This is a genomic window from Undibacterium sp. Di27W (genome assembly GCF_049340345.1).
Classification (GTDB): Bacteria; Pseudomonadota; Gammaproteobacteria; order Burkholderiales; family Burkholderiaceae_D; genus Undibacterium.
Genome location: NZ_JBMPOS010000001.1, coordinates 691808 through 705774 on the forward strand (window position 1 = coordinate 691808; position 13967 = coordinate 705774).

The window sequence follows — 13967 nt, forward strand, 5'->3', positions numbered from 1 at the left end:
TTGTAGCCACAAAATATGAAAGGATCAGGATCTGTTTTGATGAATTGGCATAGACAAAAAACAACATTGCGCACCCTGCTTGAAAATCTGGGATAATGCGCAGCGCTATGTCTTCAAATCAAACACCAAAAAACTCCCCCAAAAAAGCAATGCCCGGTGCGATAGATGGTTTATCGGGCTTGCGCGAACTTCGACAACAATTGCGCGTCACTGCTGCAAAGTCTGAGGAAAGTGGAATTGCACCGCCCACTGTGAGCGGCATGGAATCAACACGCCCGCCAAAAACGCAGAATGGGCACGCACGGCAAGCCACACGGCAAGCTGGTCGCAATAAGTCATCAACATCGTCAACAGAGCGGACAAGTAGCAACGTAAAAGCGCCAGTTGCGCCTGCCCCGGTGGCGGATGTACCAACTTTGCCTTTTCGCAATGTTTTACCGCCTATTACCTTCCCTGAAGAGTTGCCGGTATCCGGCAAGCGGGCGGAGATTGCCGAGGCTTTGCAAAAACACCAGGTCATCATTGTCTGCGGCGAAACTGGTTCAGGCAAGACCACACAATTACCTAAGATTTGCCTGGAGTTGGGGCGCGGGCAAAAAGGTCTGATAGGCCATACCCAGCCACGCCGTATTGCTGCTTCGTCTACCGCCAAGCGTATTGCGCAAGAATTGAATTCGCCGCTGGGCGAGCATGTAGGCTTTAAAGTCCGCTTTACCGATACCCTGAGCAAGGGCGCGTCCGTCAAGTTGATGACGGACGGTATCTTGCTGGCAGAAACTCAGACCGACCCGCTGTTAAAGCAATATGACACCATCATCATCGATGAGGCGCATGAACGCAGCCTGAATATTGATTTTTTGCTCGGTTATCTGAAGCAATTGCTACCCAAGCGCCGTGACCTGAAGATCATCATCACTTCAGCCACGATAGATGCACAACGCTTTGCCAATCATTTTGCTGATACCAGAGGTGCAGAGCCCAAGCCAGCGCCGGTGATCGAAGTATCAGGCCGTCTGTACCCGGTAGAAGTGCGCTATCGGCCGATACAAGATACAGAAAAAGATAAAGAACGCGATTTGATGACGGCGATTACCGATGCCGTTGATGAATTGTGCCGTGTAGGTTCTGGTGACGTGCTGGTATTTTTACCCGGCGAGCGTGAAATTCGCGATGCTGCCGAAGCCTTGCGCAAACACCATCCACCGCATGTAGAAATTTTGCCGCTGTTTGCCCGCCTGTCAGCACAAGATCAGGAGAGGGTATTCAAGACCTCGAATGCGCGTCGCATTGTCCTGGCCACGAATGTGGCAGAAACCTCGCTGACTGTGCCAGGCATACGCTATGTCGTCGATGCTGGTCTGGCACGCGTCAAGCGCTACAGTTACCGGAACAAAGTGGAGCAACTGCAGATAGAGGCGGTTGCCCAGTCTGCGGCAAACCAGCGTGCCGGTCGTTGCGGCCGCGTTGCGGCTGGTGTTTGCATACGCCTGTTTGATGAGCAGGACTATTTGCAAAGGCCAAAATTTACCGAGCCAGAAATTCTACGTTCGTCACTGGCTGCCGTCATCTTGCGCATGAAATCCTTGCGCCTGACTGACGTGGAAACATTCCCCTTTATCGAGCCGCCGCCGGGCCGAGCGATTGCCGATGGTTATCAGCTTTTGCAAGAACTTGGGGCGATGGATGAAGTGAATCAGTTGACGCCGGTTGGCAGACAGCTCGCCAAACTGCCGCTGGACCCGCGTGTCGGCCGCATGATTCTGGCTGCGCGTGACAACCAGGCCTTGCAGGAAGTGTTGATTATTGCTGCTGCCTTGTCGGTGCAAGACCCGCGTGACCGACCCATGGAGGCGCAGGCTGCGGCTGACATGGCGCACAAGAAATTTGCCGATGAAAAATCTGAATTTCAGTCTTATCTGAAGATATGGAACTGGTTTGAAGATGCCATCGAGCATAAGAAAACCAATCGCCAGTTACAAGATAATTGTCGTTCCAATTTCCTGAGTCAGATGCGCTTGCGCGAATGGCGTGAAGTGCATTCGCAATTGTTGACCATCGTCAAAGAGCAGGGCTGGCGCTTGAATGAGGCACCTGCCACTTATGAGCAATTGCATTTGTCATTGTTGACTGGTTTGCTCGGCAATATAGGCTATAAGTCAGATGAAGAAGCGCATTACCTTGGTGCGCGTGGTATCAAATTTTATATATGGCCGGGTTCTACCCTGGTCAAAAAAGCCGGGCGCTGGATCATGGCGGCTGAGCTGGTGGATACCACACGTTTGTACGGCCGCTGCATTGCCCAGATCAATCCAGAATGGCTGGAAAAGATAGGCGAGCACCTTCTGAAAAAATCCTATGGCGAACCACGCTGGGAAAAACGTGCAGGGCAGGTATCTGCCTTTGAACGTGCCACCCTGTATGGTCTGGTCGTCTATAGTCAGCGCCGCACGCAATATGGTTTGACACACCCAGTAGAGGCGCGCGAGATGTTTATCCGTGATGCCCTGGTCGAAGGTGAATTTGATACTCGCGCCCCTTTCTTCGCGTATAACCAGAAGCTGGTGCGAGAGATAGAAAACCTCGAACACAAATCACGCCGCCTCGATGTATTGGTCGATGAGGAACTGATCGTGGCTTTTTATGATCAGCATTTGCCAGCCGATGTGTGGAATGCAGTCTTGTTTGAACAATGGCATAAAGAAGCGACCAAGGCTAATCCCAAGCTCCTTTACCTGAACAAGGACGAGCTGATGCGCCATGAGGCGGCAGGCGTAACCACGGATTTGTTCCCCAAGACCATGCAGGTCTCGGGCGTGGCTTTGCAGCTCAGTTATCATTTTGAGCCTGGCAGCCCACGTGACGGTGTGACCCTGACTGTGCCTTTATTTTCTCTGAATCAGGTGTCGGCAGATCGCTGCGAATGGCTGGTGCCTGGCATGCTCAAAGAAAAAGTGCATTTGCTGATCAAGTCCTTGCCGCAAAAGATACGCCGTCACTGCGTGCCTATTCCTGAATATGCAGCAGGCTTTTGTGAGCGTAATGATTTTGGTAAAGGCAATTTCCTTGATGCCGTGATTGCCGATATACGCGAGCAAAAAGGTTTGCTATGCAAGACTACAGACTTTAAATTCGAGACTGTACCCGTGCATTTGACGATGAACTTCAAAGTCATTGATGAGCATGGCCGTCAACTGGAAATGGGCCGTAATCTGGCCAGCTTGCGGGCAGAATTTGGTGGCCAGGCACGTGAGAGTTTCCAGCGTATTGCCAGCGCCGAGAAACTAGCATTGCTGGATACAACTCCAGTTGCGCCTAAACAGGCTGCTGCAGAAGACAAGTCAGTTCGTCATGCTGGAAAACCTGCAACTGCAAACATTCAGACTAGCGCCGCAGTACCGGCATTCAAGCAAGAAAACCTGACTGCCTGGACTTTTGACAGTCTGCCAGAATTGCTGGAAGTTCAGCAAGGCAAGCAAACTCTGATTGGTTATCCAGCGCTGGTCGACAAACTCACGCATTGCCATATCGAAGTGTTCGATGACCCGGACGAGGCAGCGCGCATACATCGCATAGGTATGCGACGCCTGTTTGCCTTGCAGTTGAAAGAGCAGATCAAGTTCCTGGAAAAAAATATCCCTGGCTTGCAGCAAATGGGCATGCAATTCATGGCGCTGGGTTCGCAGGAAGAATTGCGTGATCAGATTATCCAGGTCGCTATAGAAAGCGCTTTCCTGCAAAACCCTTTGCCTGCGAATTCGGGTGAGTTCAATAAGCGTCGCGATGAAGGCAAGGCGAGATTGAATTTGCTGGCTAATGAAATAGCACGCACTGCTGCGCAAATACTGGTGGAATACCATGGTTTGCCCAAGAAGCTGCAAGGCATCAAGGCGCATGCACAGGCTGCTGCTGATATGCAGGCGCAATTGCAGATGCTGGTGACCAAGCACTTTATTGCAGAAAATGATTTCACCCAGTTGTCGCACTTTCCGCGTTATCTGAAGGCGATCACGGTGCGCATGGACAAGCTGCGTGCTGATCCTGCGCGTGACCAGAAGCTGCTGGCAGAGTGGAATAGTGTGGCGCAAGCCTGGCAACGTCATCCACGCAAGACCGGGCCGGATGCTGATCCGAAATTGCTGGAGTTTCGCTGGTTGCTGGAAGAACTCAGGGTTTCTTTGTTTGCCCAGGAACTGCGTACACCCATGCCTGTGTCCGTCAAACGCTTGCAAAAAGTGTGGGAGAGTTTGCAGCGATAGTTGGTATTTGAGATGGATTAGCATGGCCACAGGCAAAGCTTGTTTGCTTGTTGTATGCTGAGGGCAGGCTTCAGGCTAATCAAGCTGAAGCCTGCTTTTTTATCGACAGCCAGAAATCCATGAATCACAAACTGAACCCTGCAACCATATTTTTACTTGTTATCCCACCTTTGCTATGGGCTGGCAATGCCGTCGTCGGGCGCATGATACATGAGCTGGTGCCACCTATTACACTTAACTTCATACGCTGGGTATTAGCCTTTTTGATACTCTTGCCCATGGCTGCCCACATTTATCGTCGCGACAGCATGTTATGGCGCAACTGGCGGCGCTATGCCTTATTGGGCTTGTTGGGCGTGGGCTTATACAATGCCTTGCAATACCTGGCCTTGCAAAGTTCTACTCCTATCAATGTCACCCTGGTTGCGGCCAGCATGCCGGTGTGGATGCTCATCGTCGGGCGACTCTTCTTTCAGGCCAAAGTCACACGCTGGCAATTGGCGGGTGCACTATTGTCCATCGCTGGTGTGCTGATCGTCCTGAGTCGTGGTGAGATGGCGCAATTGCTGGCTTTGCGTCTGGTGCCAGGTGATATCTTCATGATCGTCGCTACCATTACATGGTCCATATATAGCTGGTTGCTGACGCGCGGCAATGATGGTGACTTGCGCAAGCACTGGGCTGATTTCTTGCTGGCACAAGTGAGCTTTGGTGTCTTGTGGTCAGGCTTGTTTTCCGCGGCTGAATGGGCTATCACCAAACCGACGATACACTGGAGCCCTGTCTTATTTGCCGCCCTGGCTTTTGTGGCGATAGGTCCTGCAGTGATTGCTTTTCGTTGCTGGGGCTTGGGTGTGCAAAAAGTCGGGCCGAATATTGCTGCTTTTTTCAGTAATCTGACGCCGCTGTTTGCAGCATTGCTGTCATCTGCATTTTTGGGTGAAACACCGCATGTGTTTCATGCCTTGGCATTTTTGTGCATCGTAGGTGGCATTATCTTGTCCTCAAAACGCTAGGTATTAATTCAAATCAAATTGGATCCGCCACGCCTATAGGGGCAGGTGAAATGTTGACGATGAGTGAAAATAATTGCTCATATTTGTAACGCTCACCAGCGTCGTCCAGCATTCTTTTGTTTTCCAGGAATGCTGTATCGACTTCTTTCCAGTCCAGATTATTCAGTACTTGCCTGGCTACGGGCATGATGTGTTCTTCTTCTGCACGCATATGAGTGAAGTAGAAATGCGCATATTGCTCTACCAGGTCGCGGAATGGCAGGAATGCAGGTTCGCCGCCAAACTCATAATCGAGCAAGGCATGGAATAGCCGGTGTGCCATTAATTCTCCTTTGCTATGCTGCTCACTCAGGGCATCAAGTTCAGTGTCGAGTTGATGTGTTCTTTCCTTGATTTTGGCAAACAGGTAGTGATCTTCCTTGGGATGATGGACTTTTTCAGGATATTCCATGATGTAGTACAGCATGGCGCGGAATACCTTCAAATCAGGTGCATTGCCACCACTTTCTATTTGCCTGACGAAATAACGCATGCCTTGTATGACCGAATACAGGTGTTCGTGTTCATCTTGTATGACACGCAGCGAAGCAGGGTAAATATTTCTGACGGACATGATGAGCCTCCTTGCTATTTTTTTTGCTACTTTACTGTGATGCAGGGAGAGGGCTCTTGATCAGGATCAAAAGTGCAGACCTGTCATGCTTAATGAAAAAATAGCCACGCAAGTTTTGCTTGCGTGGCTATCTTGTTTTTTGACCTGAAGAATATTATTTGCCCGCTAACTCCTTCAATAGTTCCTGGGCATTATAAATTTTATCCATGGCTTCCAGTATGGCAGTGCTATGAACAGCAACAGTGCGGTTGCTGCGCCCATCAAACCAGAAGGCACCGCCTAAAGAATGGATATTGCCATCGAAAGCCAGGCCAACGATTTCACCATTCTTATTGATCAGTGGGCTGCCTGAATTGCCACCTATGATATCGTTATTGGTGACAAAATTATATGGCTGTTGCAGGTTCAGTTTGTTTTTTGCAGCAAGCCAGGAAGCGGGCAGAGCAAAGGGATAGGTCCCGGTATCATGTTCAAACGCACCTGCAAACGTGGTGAAAGACTTTACAGTGTGCTCACCTAGTTGCCAGCCTTTGACTTCGCCATAAGACAGACGAAGGGTCGCGGTGGCATCAGGATAAACACTGGTGCCGGATTGCAGGAAGCGCGCTTGCGCGATCAATTCAGAATTTTTCTGTACAACAGATTGCACTTCCTGTTGCATGCGTTTGTTTGCGCTACGCGATTCTGCATCAACAGCCAGCGCCAATTTGATGAAGGGATCGTCCGATTGTGCGATGGCTTCCTTGCCGCCATTCCACAGGGTTTTTCTGTATTCAATATCTGCCAGGCGGGTCTTGCTGACCAGTTTTTCTGTCAATTGTTCTGGCGACAGTTTGCCTAAAACCTGTTTGACAAAAGCATGATCGGCTCCCAGGTCTTCGCGCATCTTGGTCAGGGAATGAGCCAGTTTGACTTTTTCAAATTCCGGGTAAATTGGGGCTTTGGAGAATAGCATTTGTTGCACACCAGCCAGGCGATTATCCGTAAATTCTGGCAAACGGTCTGCACTTGCCTTCACTTTTTCATCTGCTGCACGCACCAGAGTACGGGCGATGCGGAAATAATTACTTGAGAAAGCCGCTCCCCCTTCCGTAAGACTGGTTATTCTATGTAGCTGACGGTAGCTTTCTTGTGCTTTGCTAATGGCATCCCAGGCCCCGCCGATTTTTTCCTTCAACTCTGGTCTGCTATCTACGAACTGGCGCAAAGCCAATTCTTCAGCCTCTTTGCGGGCGATGAATTCTGGGTCCAGCAGGGTTTTTAGCTTGCCTACACCAGCTTTATAACTGTTTTCTATGCCGAACAACATTTGATCTGCTGTGCGTGCGGCTTCCGGGCTGGTTTTGCGATATTGCGTCACCACACCGCGCAATTCGGCCATATGTTGCAAACCATCGATGAGGCCTATATCACGCAAGCTATTGAGTTGGGAGATGGTTAATTGGCGCTGGGTAGATCCAGGGTGACCGGTAACAATCGTCATTTCCCCTTCTTGCGGGCCAGTTTTGCTGAAAGGGAAGAAATGCTTGATGTCCGCTGGCTTGCCATCTTCATAGACGCGCAACATGGTGATGTCGAGGTCATAGCGTGGGAAATTGAAATTATCCGGGTCGCCGCCAAAGAAAGCGATGGCTTTTTCAGGGGCCCACACCAGGCGGGTATCTGCATAACGGTGGTATTTGTAGAGGTGATAGCGACCACCATGGTAGAGGTCTACAATATCGCACCGGGTTTTTTCTTTGTCTTCTCCGGTGCAGGCAGAAGTCAGTTTATTGCTGATGGCATTTTGTGCCTGTTTAAATTTTCCACCTTCCAGACCTGCGGTGGCTTTTTTGATTTCTTCGGTAACGTCGGTAATTTCTTCGAGGCGATTTAATTCCAAAGCGGGGCAAGCCAGTTCTTCTTCACGCTTTTTTGCCAGAAAACCATTTTCTATATAGTTTTGCTTCGCCGTCGACAATTGCTCTATGCAGCCCGATGCGCAATGATGGTTGGTCATGACCAGGCCATCCCTGGAAACAAAAGAGCCAGAGCAACCGGGCAGCTTGACTGAACTTAACATGGTATTTTTTACCCATTCTGCATTGGGTTTGAAACCATATTCAGCTTGCAGTTTGTTATTGGGTAAATTGTCCATGGTCCACATGCCTTCGGCTGCCATGGACAGAGTCGGCAATGCCAGGCTTAGCAACAAAAATTTCTTTTGCATCTTTTTTCCATTACTTCAACAATAAATCGCCACTCACCAGAGTTGGTGAGTGGCATAGCTTATTCATATGAATAATTGCATAGGCTACAGAGGGCGTTGCTTCAGTGTTTAGCGTTTTGCCTGTATGGCTTCTATCTGGTCCATGATTTTATTCATACGCGCAAATACTGCCTGGTAGGGCGCTGGTGAAGCCAGGTCTACACCCGCACTTTTTACCAGCTCATAAGGGTAAGCAGAGCCACCGGCTTTCAGTATATTGAGGTATTTGTCTTTGGCACCAGCCTGTCCTTTCAAGACTTCTTCAGCAAACATCGAGCCTGCCGCGATAGAGGTTGCATACTGGAAGACATAAAAACGATTATAGAAGTGTGGGATATAAGCCCATTCTATTGCGTAGGTATCATCAATTTTCATGACACCTTCTTTGTCGCCGTGATAGCTTTTCAGTATGTCGCCATAAATCTTGGAGAGTGCTTCGCCAGTCAGGGACTCACCTTTATCAACCTTGGCGTGGACTTCACGCTCAAAGTCGGCAAACATGGCCTGGCGGAAGAAAGTACCGCGCAGGTTTTCCAGTGCAGATCCCAGGTAGAGCAGACGCTCATCATCGCTCTTGGCGATTTTCAGCATATGGTCCAGCAAGAAGACTTCATTGGTCGTAGACGCTATTTCTGCCGTGAAGGTAGGGTAGTCGGCACTGATGAAAGGCTGGTGCTTATTGGCCAGATAGGAATGCATGGCATGACCCCATTCATGTCCCAGGGTCGATACTGACTCATAGTCATCGTTGTAGTTCAACAGCAGGTAAGGGTGGACATCATAGGCTGCACCATTCATATAGGCACCAGAGCGCTTGCGCGGACGTGGATAGACATCCATCCAGCGCTCAGTCGTGGCTTTGGCCATGGCTTTGGCATAGTCATCACCCAGTGGTTTGACAGATTCCAGCATCAGCTTGATGCCATCCTTGATAGGGTATTTGAAGTCTCCAGATACCAGTGGCGGATAGATATCAAAATAGCGTAGATCTTTTACTCCTAACAATTTTGCGCGCAGTTTAAAGTAACGATGCAGGGTAGGGAGATTGGCCCTGGTTTGTGCCACCAGCGTATCGTAAACTTCACGTGGCAACTTATTATTGTCGAGTGCCTGTGTCAATGAGTCAGGATAATTGCGTATCTTCGCATAGGCAGCATCGCGTTTTAATTGCTCGTAAAAGGTCACGCCATAGCTGCGCTCGAACTCTTTCCATTTGCCCCAGAATGCATCAAACACCAGTTGACGGTCAGCACGGTTGGGTGCGGCGCGGTATTTGGTATAGGCAGCCTGATCGATGCGTACTTCTTCACCTGTCGATAATTTGACTTTTGGCCAAGGCATTTCGGCATTCGAGAACGTCGAGTAAACAGCGCTGGCGGTATTGGTGGCCATACCGAAGGTGGCGATCAGCTCTTCACCCTTTTTGTCCAGGGTATGTGCGCCAGAGCGCAGGATATCATCGAGCTGGTGTGCATAGATTTTCAAGCCTTTGTCCTTGGCCTGGAACGCCTGTATCTTTTTCACACCCATACTGAGAATTTCTGGACGTAAAAAAGAAGTTGCTTCTTCGACTTTGCTGCCGAGTATATCCGAGCGTTGCCCCAGGTCCATGCCGGCATTGTCACCAGTATCCTGATCACGGAACTGGGATGCATAGCTGGACAGGCGGGAGTAGCGCTTCCACAAGTCGGAATTCAAATCCAGGCAAGTCTTGAAACGCGCCAGGCTGTCATTCAGGTGGCCGCTACAGGTCTGGAATTGCTTTAACTGTACTTCCAGCGTCATGGCATCCTTGTCCCAATCAGCCTTGGTCTGATACATGTCATTCAAATTCCAGTGGTCAGCTTCTGTCTCACTGGGATGAGCAGCAAAGGCTAAGCCGGGTAGGGTCAATGCAACAGCGAACAAGTTGCGAACAAGATGTTTATGCATGGTTATGGTCCAGTGTGGATTAATGGATGTGGAATAAATGCAGGGGAGACAATTTTGTTTATTTAATATAGATGTTTCTTGTCATGGCATGGCCCCTGTATTTGGGCATTATTCTGTTCTGAAAGTTCTCAATTGAAAAGCAAATTTGGAAATATATTTCCTGTTTTTTTGCTTTTTCGCTGCAAATTGATTGATTTCAATTACATAGGCAGTAATATGTATTAAATGGTATCAAATTAACCATGATTCGTAATAGGTGTTTTTTTTGATAAAACGCAACAAAGGCGAACCTGGATTCGCCTTTGTTTGTGATGCAGATTTCGTCAATTATTTGCTATTGAATTCAAGCTTGACCAAGTTATCGTCTGGTTTGCGGTCCACATATTTGATATCTGGATCTATGCCTGCCTTGGCTGGCTGGCCTTTCACCATCATCGTGAATTCCATTTCCTTTTGATTGATGAGTTTGCGCATGCGTAACAAGGGTTTGCCATCCTTGTCATCGACGCCGATATCCATCCAGTCATTGAGGGGGACTTCTTTTTCCACGCCCAGCTCATCTGCCTTCAGTTTATTACTGCTGACTTTCAGCCTGATTTCATACTGACCTTCAGCCATGGGTTTGGCTATGGCTGAAATGGCGCGATTTTCATACAGGGTGATGGACTCAAATAAATCATCGATCACATATTGTTGTCCGACAGGTGTGACCTTGCGCAAGGCTGTAAGCAGGGCACTGCTGCTAGCATAGGGTGCCCCTTTGTTGGCGTGCAGGGCAAGTATTTCGCGCAGTGCTTCATTGACCTTGTCTTCCCCTATCAAGTCCTGCAGCAAATACATGACCAGACTGCCTTTGCCGTAGTGGATGTAGCCCTGATTTTCATTTTGCGCCAGAGGTAGCTCCTTCTTTCTTTCCTGGGCGCGGCCATGAAGATAGCGATCCAGTTCAAACTTGAGGAAACGACGCATGGTTGCGTCACCATAGGTATGTTTCATCACCATCAGGGCAGAATATTGTGCCAGTGTCTCTACCAGCACAGTGCCACCTTTGCTATTGCCGGAAATGAGTTGATGCCCCCACCATTGATGCGCGACTTCATGTGCTGTGACATAGAAGGGGTAATCCACATCCTTGGGATTGTTGTCATCTACATGGGCAATGAAACCTATGCTCTCCGAGAACGGTATGGTGTTTGGAAAAGCCTGGGCATACCTGGCATAACGTGGGAATTCAACAATGCGTACCAATTTGTGCTGATATGGCCCAAAATTTGTGGTGTAGTAATCCAGTGATTTTTGTACGCCTTTTACCATGCGTTCCAGATTATATGCATGTCCTTTGTGATAATCGATTTCTATAGGTATGTTTTGCCACTGGGCTTGTTTGACTTGATAGCGCCCAGACTGGAATGCATAAAAATTCAAAATGGCTTGCTCAGGTGTATAGTGATAATAGTTGCGACCATGCTCTTGCCATTGGCGTTTTAAAGTGCCAGGAGCAATCGCCATTTGATCTGCTGAAGTTGAGACAACAGCGTCAAAATTGATCCAGTCTGCATCATTGGCAAGATAGCTGTTTTGCAGCGCCCTGGGGTCATCACGTGATGCCATTCTTTCTTTTTCTGGTAAACCATGTTCACGCCTGCTTTTATCTTCTTTGAGTTCCACCTCAGGCTGATAACCTATATGCGGCATTAAGATGCTATTGAAAAAGCTGCCATTGTCATAAATATCGTGGCCCTGGCTCATGCCCAGAAAGTCCCTGGATGCGAGTTCCAGTTCAAATTGCAAATTCAGTTTTTCACCTGGAGGCAGTGGATTTTTTAGTTTGTAGCTATAAAACCCCAAAGCTTTGTCTGCGATATTTTGTGCAAAGTTGGCATTCAATTCCATCTTGATGACGCGGGCATTTTCTGACTGGGTAATGAATATTTCTTCAATAAGCTGCTGGCTCTTGTTGATGAGCTGATAATTGCCTTTGATGTGGACACTACGCGTTTCAGGAAAAATATCCACATTAAGTTTGACATCACTGATGCGTGGCTGTATCTGTTTGGCATATTGTTTATAGCGTTTTTCATACTCGGCATTTTCGGTTTCTTTGGCAAACTGATTGCGATAGGGATTGAGGATGTTCGTAAAATAAAAAATCGCTGAACCTGTCAATAAAAAACCGCAAATGCTGGCCAGCATAAGAATGCGATTGCCACCGGTATATACCTGTTTTGCCAGACGCAGGCGAAGGCGAAGACCGGTAGAAGTGCCACGTACCCACAGCATCAGCGACGCTGTGATCAACAGTAAAGCCGCACTGCTCCAGTAACTTAAATACCAGCGCCATAAAGGCAAGGCATGTCCGTAGCCATTCATATCCGAGTAAATCATGGGTGGTGTTGATGCATAGCGGAGCATGGGATGCTCGATACCCATTGCCGGAAGAGCTATCATGGCGATGTAATAGAGCGCCATTAAAAAATAAGTCAGGTATTTGTGGTTGACGATGACTTGCAGGGACATCGCCAATACTGCGATGAGCGCATACTCTGGCCATTGCATGAGGAAAAGCTGGTTTGCATACAGGCCTATTTCATAATTGGTATAGCCGTAGAAAGTCTGTATCAACAGACCGCATGACATTAATACCAGAAGCATGATGCCTTGTAGCACGACCAGTGAAATCAATTTGGCCAAAAATGGCAGGTAGTTGGGAACGGGCAGCGAATCAAGCAATTGTGCGATGCGCGCATCTCTTTCGCGCCAGATCAGCTCACCGGCATAAAAAGTCGTAATGACAAGCATGAAAAGACTAAAGCCACCACCAAGTATTTCCAGTACGGCATAGGTGACGGGGTAGGTCGAAGTACCAAACAACTTGGTCGCAGAACTGGAAATGACAAGCATGAAGAGTATGCCTGCCAGCAGTATGACAATGAAATAGACGTTCTTTACCGATTCACGCAAGTTCAGCATGCTTTCGGCGAATAGTAATTTCCAGATCCTGTTTCCTGAAAAATCAGGCAGCTGTTTTGGCGATGCGATATTGAGTGGCGCAGTAGCAAGGTTTTCTTTCTTTTGCTTGCCAGTTTTGATCACATTGCTGAAGTTGAAACGCCAGTAACAAAACACCAGGCATATACTTCCCAGGGCCAGCCATATAAGGCGATTGAGCAGGAATAATCCTTCAAGGCCAATGTGCCTGGTATTTTTATCACTGATACTCCAATATTCAGTCATGTTGCTGACAGCAGTAGAACCAAATGGGTCCAGCAAGGCGGCTATCATCTTATTGTCCAGATCCGCCTTCAGCGAACTGGCAATCATGTAGCCTATGATCAGTACGACACTCGACACATAGACGGGCATCATGCGGCGTGTGAGCGCACCGATACTAAAGAAAATGCCGCCGAAGATAATGAAATTCGGCAGGACTGCGTATAAATAGGGCGTAAAGTAAGGCCATACCTGTATTGGCCCCAGCCTTACTGCTTCCAGGCCTGGCAAATAACATCCCAGCCAGGCCCCCAGGCCCAGACCGGAAAAGATGAACATGCTGGTTAGCAGGGCACCTAAAAAACGACCGGCTAAATATTGAAATTTTGTGATGGGGGCGCTATAAAAAAAATGCCAGGTTTGGTGTTCTATATCTCTATAAGTGGCCTGGCCCATTAACGCGGCAAGAGTGGCTATCCCCAGGTAGCCAAGTATGGTGATGCTTTGGAAGATTGCTACAGGCGAATTAATATGCACCTTGCCGCCAAAGCCTATGGATGCATTGGGAATCGTACCGCCTGCAATGGCCATCCAGAGCAGGGCCAGGCTAAAGAACACCAGAAAATAGACATAGCTGGACAGGCTGCGTGATTTTTGACGTAGCTCAAACAAGAGTATCGCTAACATGGTGA

The 13967-nt window shown here is 48.5% G+C and carries 6 protein-coding genes; 2 read left to right on the forward strand and 4 right to left on the reverse strand.

Annotated elements, in window-relative coordinates:
- Positions 1-107 precede the first annotated feature (107 nt).
- Entirely contained in the window at positions 108-4256 is a 4149-nt protein-coding gene (gene hrpA, locus ACO0LF_RS03100) for an ATP-dependent RNA helicase HrpA (RefSeq protein WP_423011787.1), read from the forward strand.
- Between the two features lie 119 nt (positions 4257-4375).
- Positions 4376-5272, forward strand: coding sequence for a DMT family transporter (locus ACO0LF_RS03105; RefSeq protein WP_423011789.1), 897 nt, complete (start codon positions 4376-4378; stop codon positions 5270-5272).
- 13 nt (positions 5273-5285) lie between these two features.
- On the opposite strand, the gene ACO0LF_RS03110 is transcribed toward ACO0LF_RS03105, so the two are convergent.
- From ACO0LF_RS03110 to ACO0LF_RS03125, 4 genes are all read right to left on the reverse strand, one after another.
- Positions 5286-5885 carry a hemerythrin domain-containing protein gene (locus ACO0LF_RS03110; protein ID WP_423011791.1) on the reverse strand — a complete coding sequence of 200 codons (600 nt, stop codon included), beginning with the start codon at positions 5883-5885 and terminating at the stop codon, positions 5286-5288.
- Positions 5886-6039: 154 nt separating this feature from the next.
- A complete protein-coding gene (locus ACO0LF_RS03115) occupies positions 6040-8094 on the reverse strand; it encodes a S46 family peptidase (protein ID WP_423011793.1) in 2055 nt (684 codons plus the stop codon).
- A gap of 108 nt (positions 8095-8202) precedes the next feature.
- Positions 8203-10065, reverse strand: coding sequence for an oligoendopeptidase F (pepF, locus tag ACO0LF_RS03120; protein WP_423011795.1), 1863 nt, complete (start codon positions 10063-10065; stop codon positions 8203-8205).
- 327 nt (positions 10066-10392) lie between these two features.
- Entirely contained in the window at positions 10393-13962 is a 3570-nt protein-coding gene (locus ACO0LF_RS03125; protein WP_423011797.1) for a M1 family aminopeptidase, read from the reverse strand.
- Positions 13963-13967 lie beyond the last annotated feature (5 nt).